This is a genomic window from Tissierella pigra (assembly GCF_018917845.1).
Classification (GTDB): Bacteria; Bacillota; Clostridia; order Tissierellales; family Tissierellaceae; genus Tissierella; species Tissierella pigra.
In genome coordinates this window covers 2,889,487-2,908,330 of record NZ_JAHLPJ010000001.1, presented here as the reverse complement: position 1 = coordinate 2,908,330, position 18,844 = coordinate 2,889,487, and the positions used below count along the sequence as shown (strand labels likewise).

17 protein-coding genes are annotated in these 18,844 nt (G+C 29.9%); 15 read left to right on the top strand and 2 right to left on the bottom strand.

Annotated features, from left to right (window positions below; all coding sequences use genetic code 11):
- Positions 1-29 precede the first annotated feature (29 nt).
- The 11 genes from purM to KQI41_RS14290 all read left to right on the top strand — a co-directional run bounded on the left by purM (position 30) and on the right by KQI41_RS14290 (position 10,535).
- On the top strand, positions 30-1,064 hold the full coding sequence (gene purM, locus KQI41_RS14340) for a phosphoribosylformylglycinamidine cyclo-ligase (protein WP_154438738.1): 1,035 nt from the start codon (positions 30-32) through the stop codon (positions 1,062-1,064).
- Positions 1,052-1,675, top strand: a complete 624-nt coding sequence (gene purN, locus KQI41_RS14335) for a phosphoribosylglycinamide formyltransferase (protein ID WP_154438736.1) — start codon at positions 1,052-1,054, stop codon at positions 1,673-1,675. Before purM ends, purN begins: the two co-directional genes overlap by 13 nt.
- A gap of 10 nt (positions 1,676-1,685) precedes the next feature.
- Entirely contained in the window at positions 1,686-3,218 is a 1,533-nt protein-coding gene (purH, locus tag KQI41_RS14330; RefSeq protein ID WP_342366198.1) for a bifunctional phosphoribosylaminoimidazolecarboxamide formyltransferase/IMP cyclohydrolase, read from the top strand.
- Positions 3,219-3,234: 16 nt separating this feature from the next.
- A complete protein-coding gene (gene purD / locus KQI41_RS14325; protein WP_216585522.1) occupies positions 3,235-4,488 on the top strand; it encodes a phosphoribosylamine--glycine ligase in 1,254 nt (417 codons plus the stop codon).
- Positions 4,489-4,730: 242 nt separating this feature from the next.
- Positions 4,731-6,401 (top strand): formate--tetrahydrofolate ligase, encoded by a 1,671-nt coding sequence (locus KQI41_RS14320; protein ID WP_216585521.1) that lies wholly within the window; start codon positions 4,731-4,733, stop codon positions 6,399-6,401.
- Positions 6,402-6,497: 96 nt separating this feature from the next.
- The gene (locus KQI41_RS14315) at positions 6,498-6,803 is read left to right on the top strand and encodes a YerC/YecD family TrpR-related protein (protein ID WP_216585520.1); all 306 of its coding nucleotides are present in this window, start codon (positions 6,498-6,500) and stop codon (positions 6,801-6,803) included.
- Positions 6,804-6,872: 69 nt separating this feature from the next.
- Positions 6,873-7,463 carry a metal-dependent hydrolase gene (locus tag KQI41_RS14310; protein ID WP_216585519.1) on the top strand — a complete coding sequence of 197 codons (591 nt, stop codon included), beginning with the start codon at positions 6,873-6,875 and terminating at the stop codon, positions 7,461-7,463.
- Between the two features lie 30 nt (positions 7,464-7,493).
- Entirely contained in the window at positions 7,494-8,465 is a 972-nt protein-coding gene (locus tag KQI41_RS14305) for a dipeptidase (protein ID WP_216585518.1), read from the top strand.
- Between the two features lie 126 nt (positions 8,466-8,591).
- On the top strand, positions 8,592-9,626 hold the full coding sequence (locus KQI41_RS14300) for an HD-GYP domain-containing protein (RefSeq protein WP_154438725.1): 1,035 nt from the start codon (positions 8,592-8,594) through the stop codon (positions 9,624-9,626).
- 25 nt (positions 9,627-9,651) lie between these two features.
- Positions 9,652-10,074, top strand: a complete 423-nt coding sequence (locus KQI41_RS14295) for a bacteriohemerythrin (protein ID WP_154438723.1) — start codon at positions 9,652-9,654, stop codon at positions 10,072-10,074.
- Positions 10,074-10,535 (top strand): chemotaxis protein CheX, encoded by a 462-nt coding sequence (locus KQI41_RS14290; RefSeq protein WP_216585517.1) that lies wholly within the window; start codon positions 10,074-10,076, stop codon positions 10,533-10,535. The genes KQI41_RS14295 and KQI41_RS14290 overlap by 1 nt, the downstream gene beginning before the upstream one ends.
- Before the next feature lie 26 nt (positions 10,536-10,561).
- Here the strand turns inward: KQI41_RS14290 and KQI41_RS14285 are convergent, their stop codons facing one another.
- On the bottom strand, positions 10,562-11,401 hold the full coding sequence (locus KQI41_RS14285) for a glycerophosphodiester phosphodiesterase family protein (protein WP_216585516.1): 840 nt from the start codon (positions 11,399-11,401) through the stop codon (positions 10,562-10,564).
- 18 nt (positions 11,402-11,419) lie between these two features.
- The gene (locus KQI41_RS14280; RefSeq protein ID WP_216585515.1) at positions 11,420-12,703 is read right to left on the bottom strand and encodes an MFS transporter; all 1,284 of its coding nucleotides are present in this window, start codon (positions 12,701-12,703) and stop codon (positions 11,420-11,422) included.
- An 821-nt stretch (positions 12,704-13,524) separates the two neighbouring features.
- On the opposite strand from KQI41_RS14280, the gene KQI41_RS14275 reads away from it, so the two are divergent.
- The 4 genes from KQI41_RS14275 to KQI41_RS14260 all read left to right on the top strand — a co-directional run bounded on the left by KQI41_RS14275 (position 13,525) and on the right by KQI41_RS14260 (position 18,711).
- Positions 13,525-15,708: a radical SAM peptide maturase, CXXX-repeat target family gene (locus tag KQI41_RS14275; RefSeq protein ID WP_154438715.1), complete on the top strand. Its 2,184-nt coding sequence runs from the start codon at positions 13,525-13,527 to the stop codon at positions 15,706-15,708.
- A 104-nt stretch (positions 15,709-15,812) separates the two neighbouring features.
- On the top strand, positions 15,813-16,073 hold the full coding sequence (locus KQI41_RS14270) for a hypothetical protein (RefSeq protein ID WP_154438714.1): 261 nt from the start codon (positions 15,813-15,815) through the stop codon (positions 16,071-16,073).
- Positions 16,074-16,159: 86 nt separating this feature from the next.
- Positions 16,160-16,429, top strand: coding sequence for a CXXX repeat peptide modification system protein (locus KQI41_RS14265; protein ID WP_154438712.1), 270 nt, complete (start codon positions 16,160-16,162; stop codon positions 16,427-16,429).
- 8 nt (positions 16,430-16,437) lie between these two features.
- Positions 16,438-18,711 carry an ABC transporter substrate-binding protein gene (locus KQI41_RS14260; protein WP_154438710.1) on the top strand — a complete coding sequence of 758 codons (2,274 nt, stop codon included), beginning with the start codon at positions 16,438-16,440 and terminating at the stop codon, positions 18,709-18,711.
- The last annotated feature ends 133 nt before the right edge of the window (positions 18,712-18,844 follow it).

Here is an 18,844-nt window from a genome sequence, read left to right as displayed (position 1 = left end):
ACTGCTAATTAGCGAAAGGAGAGAAGGCATTGAGCTTAACGTATAAAGATGCAGGTGTAGATAAAGAAGCGGGATATAAAGAGGTACAGCTTATTAAAGGAATGATTAAGAAAACTCATATTCCAGGAGTTTTATCGGATATAGGAGGATTTGCAGGACTTTTTCAACTAGATACTAAATCCTTTGAAGAACCTGTTTTAGTGTCTGGAACAGACGGAGTAGGTACAAAACTTAGACTTGCATTTATGATGGATAAACACAATACCATAGGAGAAGATTGTGTAGCAATGTGTGCCAATGATATTTTATGTCAAGGTGCTAAGCCTTTATTTTTCTTAGACTATATTGCTACAGGAAAACTTATTCCTGAGAAAATGGCAAGTATAGTGGAAGGTGTATCAAATGGCTGTATAAAAGCACAATGTGCATTAATAGGTGGAGAAACAGCTGAAATGCCTGGATTTTATAAGGATGAGGAATACGATGTAGCAGGATTTTGTGTTGGAGTAGTAGATAAGAAGAAAATAATAAATGGCTCAACTATAGAAGAAGGGGACTATATACTAGGTCTGCCTTCCAGCGGAGTTCATAGTAATGGTTTTTCCTTAGTGAGAAAAATCGTATTTGATAAAATGAATTTAAACTTAGATGAGTATATAGAGGAACTAGGAAGTACTTTAGGAGAAGAACTCTTAAAACCAACAAGAATATATACAAATCCAGTATATGATTTAGTACAGAAATTTAATGTTAAAGGACTTAGTCATATAACAGGTGGGGGATTTTATGAAAATATTCCAAGAATGTTACCTACTGAATTGGCTGTTCATATAAACACTACTGAAATAAATACACCACCTATATTTAACTTGTTGCAGAAATGGGGGGGAGTTCCCCTTGATGAAATGTACGCTACATTTAATATGGGAATAGGTATGGTTATGGCAGTGGATAAAAATGAGTTGGAAGGTATTGGGAAATTCTTAGAAGAAAAAGGAGAAGAATTTGTAATCCTAGGTGAAGTTAAAAAAGGTTCAGAAGGAGTAGTACTATGCCACCAGTAAAAATTGGAGTTTTAATCTCTGGTGGAGGGACTAATTTACAATCAATAATAGATAATATTAAAACTGGAAACATCAATGGTGAAATAAAATTGATTATTTCCAATAAAGAAGCAGCTTATGGATTAACTAGAGGAAAAGAATCAGGAATCGAAAGTATATATATAAGTAGAAAAAGATTTGATTCAGAGGAAGATTATAATTCTAAGTTAATAGAGGAATTCAAAAAAAGAGATGTAGAATTAATAGTTTTAGCAGGATATTTAAAAGTCTTATCTAAAGAGTTCATTCATGAATTTAAAAACAGAATAATAAATATTCATCCTTCATTAATACCAAGTTTCTGTGGGAAAGGTTATTATGGTGAAAATGTTCATAAAGAAGTATTAAATTATGGAGTCAAAATTACAGGAGCTACAGTTCATTTTGTAGATGAAGGAACTGATACAGGACCTATTATACTCCAAGAATCAATAGAAGTAGAATCCTTTGATACAATAGATACATTGAAAGCAAAAGTATTAGAGGTAGAACATAAGATTTTGGTACAAGGGGTTAAGCTATATTGTGAAAATAGATTATCCATTGAAGGAAGAAAAGTGATTATAAACTAGAGGTGAGATGATGAAAAGGGCGTTAATAAGTGTTTTTCATAAGGAAGGTATAGTTGAGTTTGCATCTCAGTTAAGAGATTTAGGTTGGGAAATAATTTCAACTGGTGGTACATTTAAAATTCTTCAAGAAGCGGGAATAGAAGTAATAGAAGTTGAAGATGTGACTAAATTTCCAGAAATCTTAGATGGAAGAGTAAAGACTCTAAACCCATATATCCATGGTGGATTATTGTATAGGAGAGATGATGAAAATCATATAAAAACCATTGAAGATATGGAAATAAACCCTATAGATATAGTAGTAAATAATCTTTATCCCTTTGAAGAAACTATAAAAAGACAGGGAGTTACCCATGAAGAGATTATAGAAAATATAGATATTGGTGGTCCATCTATGATTAGAGCTGCAGCTAAAAACTATAATGATGTAACTGTAATAGTGGACCCAAAGGATTATGACATAGTATTAAAGGAATTAAAAGAAAACAACACTACTACTATAAAAACAAGACAATATTTAGCAAGAAAAGTGTTTAATTATACTGCTTATTATGACACTTTAATATCCAATTATTTTAATGAAATAGAAGAAGTTAAATTTCCGGAAAAATTGACTTTGGCTTATAAATCTAAAGAAGAATTAAGATATGGAGAAAATCCTCATCAAAGTGCAGCCTTTTATAAAGAAATAGGAAAGACAGAAGGAACTATTGCAGGAGCAGTACAAATCCATGGTAAAGAACTTTCCTTTAACAATATTAATGATGCCAATGGTGCAATAGATGCTTTGAAAGTATTTAATGAACCTACTGTAGTAGCAGTGAAACATGCTAATCCTTGTGGTATAGGCAGTGGAAATGATTTATCAGAAGCCTATGAAAAGGCTTATGAATGTGATAAAGAGTCTATATTTGGTGGTATAGTTGCTGCCAATAGAGAAATAGATGAGGAAGTTGCTAAAAGGTTAAATAGTATATTTGTTGAAATAGTCATTGCACCATCATTTACAGAAAAGGCAATAGAAATACTTACAGAGAAGAAAAACATAAGAATTTTAGAAATAAAAGATATATTAGATAGAAAATATAAAGAGTTAGATATGAAAAAGGTAATAGGTGGACTTTTAGTACAAGACAGAGATACTGTTTTATTAAAAGAAGAACTACAAGTGGCTACAAAAAGAAATCCTACTGAAGGAGAAATGGAAGATTTATTGTTTGCATGGAAGGCTGCAAAAGCTGTAAAATCTAATGGAGTAGTTATAGTTAAAAATAAAGGAACCATAGGTATTGGTCTAGGAGAAGTAAACAGATCATGGGCAGTGAAAAATGCCATAGATAGGGCAGGAGAAAATATTCAAGGAGGGGTTTTAGCTTCCGATGGATTTTTCCCTTTCAAAGATTCCATAGAACTTTTAAATGAAGCAGGAATAAAAGCAATAATTCAGCCAGGAGGTTCCATAAAGGATAAAGAAGTAATAGAAGAGGCAGATAAAAATAATATGACTATGATATTTACAGGTATAAGGCATTTCAAACATTAATACGGGAGGGAATGAGATGAAAGTATTAGTATTAGGCAGTGGTGGTAGAGAACATGCCTTATGTTGGAAAATTGCTAAAAGCAATAAAGTAAGTAAGATTTATTGTGCTCCAGGAAATGGGGGCACAGCTGAAATAGCTGAAAATATAGATATAAATGTAGATGAAATAGATAATTTGTTACAATTTGCACTTAAAAATAATATAGATTTAACTGTAGTAGGTCCTGAACAACCTTTAGTTTTAGGTATTGTAGATAAATTTCAAGAAAATGGATTAAGGATTTTTGGTGTAAATAAAGAATGTGCTAGATTAGAAGGAAGTAAAGAGTTTTCCAAGGAATTTATGGAAAAATACAATGTACCTACTGCTAAATATAGAGCTTTTACAGTTTTAGAAGAAGCCATAGAAGGAATAAAGGAGTTTTCATATCCTTTAGTTATAAAGGCTGATGGACTATGTGCAGGAAAAGGTGTAATTATTTGTTACAGTGAAGATGAAGCTAAGAAAACACTTAAAGATATTTTAGGCAATAAAATATTTGGTGAAGAGGGAAATAAGGTTGTTATAGAGGAGTTTTTATACGGAATTGAAACATCACTGCTTTGTGTGGTGACAAAGGGTAAAATAATTCCTATGGAATCTGCTAAGGACTATAAAAAAATATATGAAGATGATAAAGGACCAAATACTGGCGGTGTGGGATGTATATCCCCTAGTCCTATATTTAATGAGGAATTGAGCAAAAAAATTGAAGAGAATATATTAAAAAATATTAGATATGGTTTAGATAAAGAAGATTTAGATTTTAGAGGAATACTTTTTATTGGATTAATGATAGTAAATGGAGACCCAAAAGTATTAGAATTTAATACAAGATTTGGAGATCCAGAAACTGAAGTATTGATTCCAAGACTTGATTCAGATATAGTAGATTTATTTGAAAAGACCATAGACGGAAGTTTTATGGAATCAGATTTAAAATGGAATAACAATAGAGCTATAACAGTAGTTTTGACATCAGGAGGCTATCCTGAAAAATATGAAAAAGGATTTAAAATAACTGGAATAGACGATGTAGATAAAGATACTATAGTATTTCACAATGGTACAAAAATGATAAATAAAGATTTAGTAACTAATGGGGGACGAGTTTTATCTGTTGTAAGTTTAGGAAAAACCATAGAAGACACTAGAGATAAAGTTTATAACGATATAGAAAAAATTAAATTCAGTAATATATATTATAGAAAAGATATAGGGAAGTTTTAATAATTATAGCACTTTAAAATAAAAAAGCAGGGAAACCTGCTTTTTATTATTGAAAATGATTCCAAATTTTTGATAATTCTGCTATAATACTATATAGTACTACAGATCAATTTCTAACCACTATAGAATTTCAAATAATTGCATGATTAGTATATAAAAATAGGGTATATATCTAAATGGGTATAAATCTTTATACAATCATAAATAATATGTAGTACAATTAATATAGAGGAGGAATACAAGTGAAAACAGACGTTCAAATTGCACAAGAAGCTAAAATGCTTCCTATAGTTGATGTTGCATCTAAATTAGGAATTGACGAAGATCATTTAATACAATATGGTAAATATAAAGCAAAAGTATCCCTAGGATTACTAGATGAGATGAAAGACAAGCCAGATGGAAAATTAATTTTAGTTACAGCAATTAACCCAACTCCAGCAGGAGAAGGTAAAACTACTACAAATATAGGTCTTTCCATGGGATTAAACAAAATTGGCAAGAGTGCTATAACAGCTCTAAGAGAACCTTCTTTAGGACCTAGCTTTGGAGTTAAAGGTGGAGCAGCTGGTGGAGGATATGCACAAGTAGTACCAATGGAAGATATTAACTTACACTTTACAGGAGACTTCCATGCAATAACTACAGCTCATAACTTGATTTCTGCTTTACTAGATAATCATATTCATCAAGGAAATGTATTGAATATAGATCCAAGAAGAGTAGTATGGAAAAGAGTTCTTGATATGAATGATAGAGCTTTAAGAGACATTGTAGTAGGATTAGGTGGAAAACCAAATGGTATGCCTAGACAAGATGGATTTGATATTACAGTTGCATCAGAAATAATGGCAATCTTCTGTTTATCAAAAGACTTAGAAGACTTTAAAGCTAGAGTAGGAGAAATAATAGTAGCATATAAATTTGATGGTAGTCCAGTATTTGCTAAAGATTTAAATGCACAGGGTGCAGTAGCTTTACTTATGAAAGATGCAGTAAATCCTAACCTTGTTCAAACATTGGAAAATACACCAGCATTAATTCACGGTGGACCATTTGCAAACATTGCCCATGGATGTAACTCAATGCTAGCAACAAAATTAGCTTTAAAAATGGCTGAATATACAGTAACAGAAGCAGGATTTGGTGCTGATTTAGGTGCTGAGAAATTCTTTGATATTAAGTGTAGATTTGGTGGCTTAAAACCAGATGCTGCAGTAATAGTAGCTACAATAAGAGCACTAAAATATAACGGTGGAGTTAAGAAAGATGAACTAGGAAGTGAAAATCTAGAGGCATTAGCTAAAGGATTTGCTAACTTAGAAAAACATATAGAAAATATAAATAAATTTGGAGTACCAGCAATAGTAGCTATAAACAACTTCCCAACAGATACAGAAGCTGAACTTAAATATGTACTTGATAGATGTAAAGAATTAGGTGCTGAAGCAGTTCTTTCAGAAGTGTGGGGTAAAGGTGGAGAAGGTGGAGTAGCTATGGCTGAAGCTGTAGTAAGAGTTTGTGAAACTAAAGAATCTAACTTTAAACCAATTTACGATGTAGAAGAAACAATTAAAGCTAAGATTGAAAAAATAGCTAAAGAAGTTTATGGAGCAGATGGAGTAGACTTTACAAAAGCTTGCGAAAAAACTATAGCTAATATAGAAAAATTAGGATTTGATAAAATGCCAATTTGTATGGCAAAAACTCAATACTCTTTATCAGATGATCCAACATTACTTGGTAGACCAAGTGGATTTAGAATTACTGTAAGAGATATAAGAGTATCAAGAGGAGCTGGTTTCTTAGTAGCATTAACTGGAGAAATTATGACAATGCCAGGATTACCAAAAGTTCCAGCAGCCAACAATATTGATATATTACCAAGTGGGGAAATAGTAGGATTATTCTAAGATAACTCAATATAATAGCTGGGTTTGCCCAGCTATTATATTGGTTATGAAACTTGAGTACTTTAATATGACACTATGATTCTGGGAGGAAGAAAAATGGAGTTTAATTCAAAGATAAAATCAGATCAAGTAGATAGCTTTTTTGAAGCGATTTTACTTCTGGAAAATCAAGAAGAATGTTATAGATTTTTTGAAGATATATGTACAATAAAGGAAATCCAAGCAATAGCACAGAGATTAGAGGTAGCTAAACTTCTTAAAACAAATAAGACTTATAATGAAATAGAGTCTGAAACAGGTGCTAGTACTGCAACTATAAGTAGAATCAATAGATCATTAAATTATGGCTCAGAAGGATATAATATAGTACTTAAAAAATTAGGGATAATAGATGAGAAATAATAAGGGGACTAAATAATTGTCCCTTACTTTTTGGATTAAAAAGGAATAGACAGCAATAGGAGAGTATTTATGACAGGAAAAACACATATGGCAATAGGAATCACAGCAGCTCTGACTATATCCTATGGGCAACCCTTAGAAAATCAGCTTATAATAGTATTGGCTTCAGCAATAAGTTCTTTAATTCCTGATTTAGATCATCCAAAAGGTAAAATAAATCAGAAGATATTATTGATTAAAAGTAATTTTTATAGAGTTTTATTTTATATATTTATAGGAGGTATATTTATATATTTATATTACCTAATGAAATCCAAGATTTTTTTGTTTCTTGGTATAGGATCTTTTCTCGTAGGTATTTCAAGTCATCGGGGTTTTACACATAGTATAATAGGCTTTCTTGCATCAACATCTATAGTATCCCTAGGTAAATTAGATTATGGACTAGATGCCATATATTCCGGATTTATAATAGGATATTTCTTACATATAGTAGCAGACTTATTCACTTCCAAAGGAGTAAAACTATTCTATCCTTTAAATAACAATATATCTTTTCCCATTACAATTAAGACCAATAGTAAATTTGAAAGTATGATATTTAGATTATTAGTTATTTATTGTGTTTGTATATTATTTATTCAGATAATGATAATATAACTGAAAATTATTGTTAGGAGGGTTATGATTATGTTATTTGATATACATGGAGATATATGGACTGATGTAACTGAAAAAAGACAAAAAGGCTTGAAAAATATTATTAGAGATTATCATTTGGAAAGATTTAAAAAAGGTAATATGGTTGGAGGAATATTTGTTATATGGATTGACCCTCCACATACTAGTAGACCAAAGGAAAGACTTATTGAAAATATTAAGGCTATGAGTGTAGAATTATGGGAAAGCAAAGACATAATAAAGGTAATATACAATAGTAATGACTTTTATCAAGCCATGGACGAAAATAAAATTGCAGTCTTACTAGGATTGGAAGGATTAAGTGGAATTGGTGAAGAGATAGAAAATATATATACTTTATATCAATTAGGATTTAGGCATGGAAGTTTGACATGGAATGAAGAGAATTCTTTAGGAACTGGAGCAAGAGGAACTATAAATAGAGGTCTTACTGCTTTGGGTAAAGAAGCCATTGGGATTATGGAATCCATAGGAATGATTTTAGATGTTAGTCATGCCAACGATAAAACTTTTTGGGATATTTATAATGTAGCAAGAAAACCATTTATAGCATCTCACTCTAATTCAAGGACACTATGTAATGTTCCAAGGAATTTAACTGATGAACAAATAAAGGCAATTGGAGAAGTGGATGGACTTGTGGGGATAAATGCCTTTAATGAATTTATTCATGAAGATAAAAATAAGAGGAGTGTAGATTACTTAATAAATCATATTGAACATATTATAAACCTCATAGGAATAGATAAAGTTGCTTTGGGATTCGACTTTTTTGAATATATTGGAAAAGATGCAGCTAATACTTTTATTGAAGATGATTATATAGGAACTAAAGGATTAGAAAATATTTCTAAGGGAAAGGACTTTATATTGAAGCTTAAAGAAAGAGGATTTACAAAAGAAGATATAGAAAAAATAGGGTATAAAAATTTTTTGAATTTAATGAATAGGATATTATAGAAGACAGGAGAAGATTTCTCTTGTCTTTTTAAGTGGAAATTTAAAGCAAATTGTTGTTTTATATTTTTTTTTAATATATAATTGTATTAAAATGGGAAATCAACTATTTCTTAAAGGGGCGATAACTTGAGTAAAAATATAGAGGTTACAAAACTAGATATAGGTATGATTTTAGATAGGGATGTAATGGACTTTAAAACTGGAGTTATATTGATTCCAAAAAATACAGTTATAACCAAAGAATTAATTGATAAATTAATTATTAATAAAGTTGATGATGTTTTTATACGGGAAGAAGAAATTCCTAAATTGATTTATAACAATGACTTGAAAGAGTCCTATAATAATTTAGGCGACATCTTAGATAATATATTTGATGAAGTTAAAATGGAGAACAAACTAGAAACAGATAAAATATTAAAAGTAATGAATGATTTTGTAGATGAAGTGTCTAAAGAAAGAGATATACTTACTCAAATGAGATTATTAAAGAAAAAAGACGATTATACATTTAACCACAGCTTGGGAGTGTCTATATTATCCATTGCCTTAGGTAAATGGTTGGGACTTTCTAAAAATCAAATTTTTGATTTATCCATAGCCGCACTTTTTCACGATTTGGGGAAATTAAAGATATCACAAGATATAATAAATAAACCTAGTAAATTAACTGAAGATGAAGCTATGGAGATGAAAAAACATTCATTTTATGGTTATAAAATACTTTTAGATACAAAAAAGTTTAATAATGATATTTTATTAGGGGTATTGCAGCATCATGAAAAAATAGATGGTACAGGTTATCCAAATGGGGTTAGTGAGAAGGATATACATCTATATGCTAAAATAATAGCTATATGTGATATATATCATGCACTTACATCTAATAGGGTATATAAACATAAGGATTCACCCCTTAGAGCAGCAGATTATCTTAGACAAGAAAGTTTTACATCTTTAGATTCACATATTACACAAGTATTCTTAAAAAACATTTCTAGATTTTATGTAGGGAATACCGTTTTGCTAAGTGATGGGACCACTGGAATAATAGTATATGTACATCCACAGGACGAAACTAAACCCATAATAAAAACAGGAGATAAGTTTGTGGATTTTCTTAAAGAGCAGGATATAGAAATATTAGATATAGTAGTATAGTATTTATATAGAAAGTAGGGGTATTATGATGTGGAAAGATAAATATAGAATAGGTGTAGATTTAATTGATGACCAGCACATAGAGCTTTTCAAAAGACTATCGGAATTCATAAAAATTGTTCAAGATAAAGAAAGGCCATGGGAAGATAGATTAGATAATGTGAAAGAAACTATGGAATTTATGAAAGACTATGTAGTGTTTCACTTTGATGATGAAGAGGAATACCAAAAATCCATTGGTTACCCTGATATTGAAATACACAAAGAGGCACATAGAGTTTTTAAAGAAGGAGTTAATGACTACGTTAAAATATTTGAACAAGGAGAATTCACTGAAGAAAAGTTACAGGAATTTAGTGCAAAACTTATGACATGGTTAATTATGCACGTTGGTAAGATGGATCAGAAAATTGGGGAGTATGTAAATAGCAAAGAGGTGGAAGCATAATGAAAGCAGAATATGTAAATTCATTCTATGGAGCAACTCAAGATGTATTTCGTCTAATGCTTGATTTACCAGTAGAAAAAGGCGACTTAAAAGTAATAGAAGGAATGGTATGTAGCAAAGAAACAAATATACTGTTGGGAATTACAGGAGATTTAAAGGGTTCCATCCTGTTTGGTTTTAAAAATCATACAGCATTGGAAATGGTTAAGATAATGTCAGGTATGGAACTAAATGAAATAGATAATTTTGTTTCTTCTGCCTTAGGAGAGGTAGCAAATATAATTGGTGGAAATGCAGTAACAAATTTAACATCATACGATTATATATGTGATATTACTCCACCACAGGTTATTGTGGGAGAGTATAAATCAATGTCAGCAGCAAATAAGAAATCATTACTTATACCGTTGAAAACTGATATTGGTGAATTTGATGTAAATATATTTTTAGTGGAAAAGTAAATATAAAAAACTAGCTATGGAAAATCTTAGCTAGTTTTTTTATATGAATTATTAGGTATGAAATTTTCAAATATAAATAAATCAAATCGGTTTAAATATTTTTCTAACTCTAATTTTGATGGAATAGTATATGCTACTGTAGCAATACCATAAAATTTTCTACATAGAATCAAAGAAAGATTATTATAATATCTGTAATCATAGGCAATAAAATTAGGCTTAGTTAGAAAATTAAACAATAAATATTGTAATAAAAATGATACTAATTTATTCTGTTCTTTTTTATCTTTAAGATAATTCATAGAAAGTTGTCCCCTAATAACTTTAGGTCTATTTTTCTTATACCAAATAACAGCTAAGGGATTAAAAGATTCTACACAATAAACACCCTTATAACCATCTAAATAAGAAGCAACTACTGAACAAACTGACATATCATTTGAGCTAGATTTTATTTCTACAATTAAAGGTACTTGTCCATTGACTAAATCCAACAATTCCTTTAAATGAGGAATCTTTTCCTTTGAATCAAATAAATTTAGTTTTCTTAATTCATTAAAAGTCAATTCATTAACATTTTTATCTATACCACATACTCTATTTAAATTAAAATCATGGAATATAACAGGAATACCATCTTTTGATAACTGAACATCAAATTCTATTCCAAAATTATTTTGCACTGCTAAACTGAAGGCAGCCAAAGAGTTTTCAGGTGCAACGTGCTTTTCCTTGTGAAATCCCCTATGGGTATAATATCTGTTCATAAATTTACTTAAATCAGGTTTATTTACTATCTTTGGCATTATAAACAAAAGATAAAAAATAATTATAATAAAAATAAAATTCACAATAAAAGTAAACATCAACTACACTCCTTAAAATTAGTCTTCTAAATCAAAATGTTCCAATGTACTTCCTTTTTTCACAGGTTTAGAATCTCCATGGTGAACCATTAACATTGTACATAAAGATAATAGAGAGAAAATAAAGGAGTATGGAAATAAGGTTTTATAGGACACGTTTTCCAACAAAAATCCAGATAATATGGGAGTGAAAATCTGTGCAGACATGGAAAACGTATAATATAAGCCAGTATATTTTCCTATATCAGAGTTACGGCTCATTTCAACAACCATAGGATACGAATTTACACTAATGGCGGCCCATCCAATGCCTGTAAATGCAAATACTAAATTGATTAATGGTGAATAGGTCTTGAATAAAAAACCACAAAAATAAGAAGCACTCATTAGTAAAATTCCACCAATAATTGTTTTCTTTCTACCTATGCTACTGGATACAACTCCTATAGGTATATAGGAGAGAATAGCAGCACCTGTAGCAACCATAAGAGCGTTGGCAAAGCCTCCGCCTTGTAAATCCCAAACTATAGTAGCGTATCTGGAAAATGCAGTAGTAACAGCATTATAAGCTGTAAACCATAAGAAAATTGATGCTAATAAAAAACCTAAGCTTCTTTTTACATCCTTATCCATGGACATACTAGAATTTAAATTACCTAAATCCAATTCTTCATCTTCAGGAGAATTGATCATAGCCACTTCTTTAGATAGCCTATTTTCTCTAATTGTAATTACAAGAATTATAACTGAAAATACCATTAAAATGGCAACAGCTAAAAATATATTCGTATAATTAGGTGAAGTTTTTTTAGGGATTAACATACTAATCATTAAAAGAGTAAATATAGCTCCTATTGCACCCATAAGATTAATTATGGAGTTTGCCTTACTTCTAAGGATTTTAGGTGTAAGGTCAGGCATTAATGCAACAGCAGGTGAGCGATAAATACTCATGGAAATCAATACTACTCCTAAAGATATAAAAAACAACATAAAGTTTTGACTATTATTTGCTACAGGAATTAACATCATACATATAACAGCTATGGTTGTCCCAATAATAATAAAGGGAGTCCTTTTTCCAAAAGGAGTATTTATCTTATCAGAAAGAGTACCAAAGAAAGGAAGTAAAAATAATGCCAGTATGTTATCTAGAGCCATTATAGTTCCTGTCATAGTTTCTCCAATTCCAAAGGTATTGTGTAAAATAAGAGGTATTATATTATCATATAATTGCCAAAAAGAAGAAATCGATAAAAATGCTAAACCAATAAAAAACGTTCGTTTATAATTTAGTTTCATAAAACCCTCCTTAATCATTGAATTTACTATTATTATAGCATTGGAAAAGAATTTAAACAACGGATATTATAAATGGAAAGTTAATGCAGATTATTAAGTAAAAGAAGAATTAGTTGAGATCAAAAATATTAAGAATAGAAATAGTTAATAATATAACCTTAGAACTCATTATGAGTTCTTTTTTGAAATATCATATTAAAAAAATTTAAGCCTTATTTTAGTAGTAAAATTATGGTAAGATTTATATTAATAATTTAAAATGCAATTAATAGACAATAAAGTTAATTGTATTACTCAAACTTCGCATATAAATATTCTCTTGTAAACCTTAAAAATTCAATATTCGACCAGAACTATATATACCTTATATTGCTTTTAAGAACATAAACCCTAAAAACACTTCATTTTGATTTGTATGACACCTTACAATTAGATTTAAGGATAGCAAAAAATAATATCAGTACGACAAAACCTATGTTTTGTGCTATATTTGTCGAAAATAGGCGAACGAAATAAGTGGACTTTACCATTCTTGTATGTTAATTTATATACAAAATAACCTCATAGATTTATTGAGTATTTCCAAATTTCATTGTTTAAGATATATAAATCTTGTGTAGGTTAAAACACACTTGTGTATCTACAAACTTGAAGTTAAGTTTAGTCAACTATTGAAACTACAAGGTTTGACTAGGAAAATCAACTGCGAAGTTTGAGTAATGAACATAAGAAATCATAGATGAAATAGAGTTAATTATGATGATATATAATAGCAAATATATACAATTTATGAATATATCAGAATAAACGGGGGGAGTAGAATGAATAGTAACAATTATACCTTTGGGAAGTCTGTTAGGAGTTGGCATGCTGATAGAGCACAGACGGTGACATTTGTGGTTACAGATGATTGTAACTTAAGATGCAAATATTGTTATATAACTCACAAGAAATCTGACAATAAGATGGATTTTGATACTGCTAGAATATTTATTGATCGGTTGCTTACAACTGATGAGATGAAATATTCGGAAGCTGTAATATTGGAATTTATTGGTGGAGAACCATTAATAGAAGCCAAGCTTATTGAGAAAATAGCAGATTATTTTAAGCTAAGGGCATTTGAATTAGATCATGATTGGTATTGGAATTATAGGATAAGTATTTGTACAAATGGAGTTAATTATTCATCCACTGAAGTTCAAAGATTTATCAAGAAAAATCTTAATAAAATTTCTGTAACCATATCAGTAGATGGAACTAAGGAGAAACATGATATGCAAAGAGTTTTTCCAGATGGTTCAGGTTCATTTGATAAAATAAACGAAAATATTGATTTATGGCTAAAGCAATTTAGGGGATCAACTAAGATGACATTTGCCAGTGATGATTTACCTTTACTGTATGATAGTATTTTATCTTTGTGGAATAGAGATATAAAAGAAGTTAGTGCTAATGTTGTCTTTGAAGATGTCTGGAAAAACGGTGATGATAAGATATTAGAAGAACAGTTAAAAAAATTAGCAGACTATGTAATTGATAATAAATTATATGATAATGGCTACTATTGCTCATTTTTTGATGAAACTATAGGATATCCCTATAATGAAGAAGATATGGATAAAACGTATTGTGGAGCAGGGAAGATGATCGCATTGTCACCAAATGGGAATATTTACCCTTGCATCAGATACTATGGGTATTCATTAAATAATCATGAAGAATGGTCAGTGGGTGATATAAAGAATGGAGTAGACATGGAGAAGGTTAGACCTTTTGTACTATCTACTAATCGACTTCAAAGTGATTCTGAATGTTTAAATTGTGAGATAGCTACAGGATGTGGTTTTTGCCAAGGCTTTAATTATGATGAAGCTCCGGTACCTACTAATTTTTACCGTGCTAAATATATATGTAATATGCATAAGGCTAGAGTTAGAGCAAATAATTACTTTTTTTCTAAGTTATATAATGTACATGGAATAGAAAGACAAAATAATAGGATAAATAAAAAGTCACTTTACTTTTTATTGTCAGATGACTATATAACCTATTGTTGTTATGAAAATCAAAATGATGATGATAATGAAATGAGTGATAATGTAATTCTTGAAGGTTTAAATTATGCACAAGAAAATTTTATGATTCCCATATTTGTTCATGGGAAAAGTGGAAAAACTTTAAGAACAAAAGAAGAATATATAGGTTATGACATATTGCATATAGTCCCTATAAGATATTATAATCTAGCACAAGAACAAGGATTTAGACGAATACTACCAGCATATGATATGGAGAATATTTGGAATGAAAAAGTATTTATTGATAATATAATACTAAATGTAAAAGAAGATGAAATAAAAGAATTAAATAAAGCAATTGATGAGTTGATTAAATTTTCAAATAGGATTAATGTAAATATAACAGAATTAGATAGACACTTTAATGAAGAAACATATAAAGAACAAATGGAAAAGATAAGTGATACAATTATAAGAACATGGGGAGAACAGGGAATATTGAAAGAAGTTAATTTATTAACGGATATTTTGTTTTTAGAAAAACATGACAATTGTCAAGCTGGTGAAAATACATTCGCATTATCTCCGTTAGGTAAAATTTATACTTGCTGTGCCGATTTTTCAAATAATGAAGATAGCTTTATTGGAGACGCTAGGGAAGGAATTATAAAGGAATATGGTAGTTACTTATATGGGATTGAAAATAGTAACCTTTGTAGAATCTGTGATGCATATCAATGTAGCGATTGCGTTTATATTAATAAAAAAAATACAAAAGAGTATAATGTTTCACCCTCGTTTCAGTGCAGGAAGAGTCATATAGAGAGAGTAGTTGCCTTAGAGTTAAAAACTAAGCTTAAGAATTGTTCAATAATACCTAACACAAATAAATTAGAAATAAAAGAAAATGATTATTTAGATCCAATATCAAGGTTTGTTAAAAACAATAATGAGTTTGCAGGTTACTATAAATATAAACCCTAAGAATTAAGATATAAGGATTTAGAAGAATTAAAAAAGGGGAGTATTGATTTAGTGTGATATGTCCAATAGGATTTCACAAATATAATTAGAAGGGGGACAATCTTATGTCATATGATAGTAAGATTAGGCAAAACATCATTAGTAATCCGATTACATCTATGGCCGAACTGTCAAGTTGTAACGATGTATGTATGAGAAATTGTGGTGTAGGATGTAGTGGGAGATGTGGAGGAAGCTGTGATGATACCTGCAACTATGACTGTGGAGGAGGATGTTCTGACGAATGTGGTCATACTTGTGCTGGAAGTTGCGCTAGAGAATGTGCACATGGATCTGGTATGTCAGCAAATAATAGTTTACTGTAATTGTTGAGAGAAGTTCGCCCAACTTGTGTAAGCAAGTTGGGCAAATCCTATTGTTTTGCAGTTAGTAAAATGAAAGGGAGGATTATATGATAAATATAAAAGAAGTTTGGGAATTAAATGAGGCTGAGTTTAAAGAAATTGAAGATTTATTTGAAAAGAAAATAGCACTTGAAAATCTAACTAAAATAATTGATACAAATAATCAGGAACTTTATGATAAATTAATAAAAGATTATGGAAAGACTGTGCATCAGTTTGATTCTTGGTGGAATGAAATGTCAAGGAAATACCATTGGGAAGGAAGTAATTGGTGGTTAGACTTTGAAACGAAGAAAATAATGACTAACAAAAAATAGGTGGTAACATGGAAAATAAAAGGAATAAAATAATTATACTATCTGTAATATTACTATTTATAATTATAGTGGGTGTTTTTTTTATTATAAAGAATAAGGATTATAACAGTACCGAGAGCAATAAGTATGATGGAAATGAGACTTTTGGGGAAAATAAAAATGATACAGAAAAAGGGGGCGAAAGTGAAAGATTTTATTACGTTGAAAACTTTATAGGAGAAGAAGAATGGAATGGATTTTATAATCTATTAAGACATGATGATGAAATCGTTAGAATTATAGATGGAGAAAAGCTCTATTTAAGAGAATTTAAAACCGAAGAAAATATTTATGAGATTCCAAATAAGGAGATAATATCGGGAAATGGATATTGGATTTACGAGAATGTTTTTTGGAATGTAAACTATGACAAAGAAAGTGAGGATGTCATAGTTAGTTCATTTGATAAGAAAGGAAATGAAAAAGATAGAATAGCATTAAAAGACTTTAAAGGACATATTTATGATAATTCCTATATTTATGTTATGGAGATGAGGGTTACTAAAAATTATATATATATACTAGCTGGAACTGATACTCAGCCTATACTTCAAATATTTACAAAAACAGGTGAGCTCAAGAACTCATACAAAAATACAATGAGTTTTGATGTAGATTATAAAGAACGCTGTGTGTATACAACTACAAGTACTGAGGATTTACCAGTTAGTGGATTTTTTATGATTGATTCAGCAAATGGAGATGAAATATTCCAAAATACTTCACGTAAATTGAATCCTATCAGATTCTCAGAAGATGGAAAACTAATATATGGATTTGATGAAAAAATTAATGTATTTAATTCTAATGATGGTGAATTCATAAAAACAGCATTTGAATTTGGAAGGGATTCAACATATTTATTAGATGATTATTATATAAAAGATTTCATGGTTGGAAAAAATGATGAACTCTATTTTTCTCTGCAAACTGAAGAAAGGAATAATGAAGGTCTTGAACTAAGCGATATAAAATTGTTTTACTATTTATATACAAAACAAGAAGGTGAAAGACCAATGAGGGAGACTAGCCTTACTATAACTGCTCCCTATAGGAACGATTTTATAGAAGAAGCTATCAAGCGCTATGAGCTTAAATATCCTAGGGAGCATATAGAATATATCTATACCTATAATAACTATGATGCTTTTCTAGAAAATGATCAAGAGTATGGAGTTAAGTTGACTTTAGATATCATAGCAGGAGATATAGGAGATATTGTTCAAACGGGAGGTTCTGGATTTGATTATCAAGATATTTTGAGAACCGATGTATTTATGGATTTAACAAACTTAATAGAAAATGATAAAAATTATGAAGACTTAAACAAGGATGTATTAAATGCCATCAAGATTAATAACACTATCCGAGCATTGCCTATTAACTATATATTTTATCAATATGAATTAAATGAAGATTTAGAAAAACAATTAGGACTTGATATAGATTTCAATAATATGTCTTGGTCACAAGTATTGGATATTGTGAAAATAATAGAAGAGAAAGCTCCTGATACACATTTATTTACAAAAAATATGGAAGGAAGAAGCCCTTGGGAAGTTTTCGGAAATGATTTACTTATAGCAAATATGCCTGATTTAATTAACTTAGAAACTAAGGAAGTAGATTTAAATCAGAGATGGTTTAAAGATCTTTTGATAAAGTTTAAGGAGTGTAGCGAAAGTAAGAACTTGGTACACACTGATTGGGAGTACAATTTGCTTGATAACCTCCATGGTTCATTACTAGCTTTAACAGTTAATCGAGATCACTATTATGGTGATATGTTAGTTCACTTTGATGAATATAATAAAACTAACAAAAGCCGAATGATACCTAATTTTACTGGAGAAAGAAATGACAATAGGATTGGTTATAGTATGAGGATGTATTCAATAAATAATCGGTCGGATAAAAAAGAAAATGCATGGAAATTTTTAAGCTTTTTATTAGAGGAAGATATTCAGTTTATTGCATCAAGAGATAGAACAGGAATGCCTATTAATAAAAAGGGTGTCTATAGAATGATAGAGGATGCAACCTATTATCTTTCAGGTAGTAGCGTGGATAGATACAACAAAGCTACTATACAAAACTCTCATAGAATAGATTATTTATATAATATGGGTTATTTAAGATTTGATATTTCAAATCCTATTAGTTTTTATATGAACGGAGAAATGACACTCGACGAGGCACTCAAGAAAGCAGAAAAAAATGTAATTGTTAGATTGAATGAATAAAAATATTAGAATTTTTATTCGGGAATAATCTAATATCTAGAAATATATTAATCGAATTATGCTGACTAAGCCCATAACTCATACTCTGTTGTGGGCTTAGTATTAATATAAAATAGATATTGGGATGGAGAGA

Bases quoted from the DNA above. Each gene is read 5' to 3' on its own strand.
- purN (WP_154438736.1), top strand. From the start codon at position 1,052: ATGCCACCAGTAAAAATTGGAGTTTTAATCTCTGGTGGAGGGACTAAT.
- purH (WP_342366198.1), top strand. From the start codon at position 1,686: ATGAAAAGGGCGTTAATAAGTGTTTTTCATAAGGAAGGTATAGTTGAG.
- purD (WP_216585522.1), top strand. From the start codon at position 3,235: ATGAAAGTATTAGTATTAGGCAGTGGTGGTAGAGAACATGCCTTATGT.
- KQI41_RS14315 (WP_216585520.1), top strand. From the start codon at position 6,498: ATGGAGTTTAATTCAAAGATAAAATCAGATCAAGTAGATAGCTTTTTT.
- KQI41_RS14310 (WP_216585519.1), top strand. From the start codon at position 6,873: ATGACAGGAAAAACACATATGGCAATAGGAATCACAGCAGCTCTGACT.
- KQI41_RS14305 (WP_216585518.1), top strand. From the start codon at position 7,494: ATGTTATTTGATATACATGGAGATATATGGACTGATGTAACTGAAAAA.
- KQI41_RS14295 (WP_154438723.1), top strand. From the start codon at position 9,652: ATGATGTGGAAAGATAAATATAGAATAGGTGTAGATTTAATTGATGAC.
- KQI41_RS14290 (WP_216585517.1), top strand. From the start codon at position 10,074: ATGAAAGCAGAATATGTAAATTCATTCTATGGAGCAACTCAAGATGTA.
- KQI41_RS14285 (WP_216585516.1), bottom strand. From the start codon at position 11,401: ATGTTTACTTTTATTGTGAATTTTATTTTTATTATAATTATTTTTTAT.
- KQI41_RS14280 (WP_216585515.1), bottom strand. From the start codon at position 12,703: ATGAAACTAAATTATAAACGAACGTTTTTTATTGGTTTAGCATTTTTA.
- KQI41_RS14275 (WP_154438715.1), top strand. From the start codon at position 13,525: ATGAATAGTAACAATTATACCTTTGGGAAGTCTGTTAGGAGTTGGCAT.
- KQI41_RS14270 (WP_154438714.1), top strand. From the start codon at position 15,813: ATGTCATATGATAGTAAGATTAGGCAAAACATCATTAGTAATCCGATT.
- KQI41_RS14265 (WP_154438712.1), top strand. From the start codon at position 16,160: ATGATAAATATAAAAGAAGTTTGGGAATTAAATGAGGCTGAGTTTAAA.
- KQI41_RS14260 (WP_154438710.1), top strand. From the start codon at position 16,438: ATGGAAAATAAAAGGAATAAAATAATTATACTATCTGTAATATTACTA.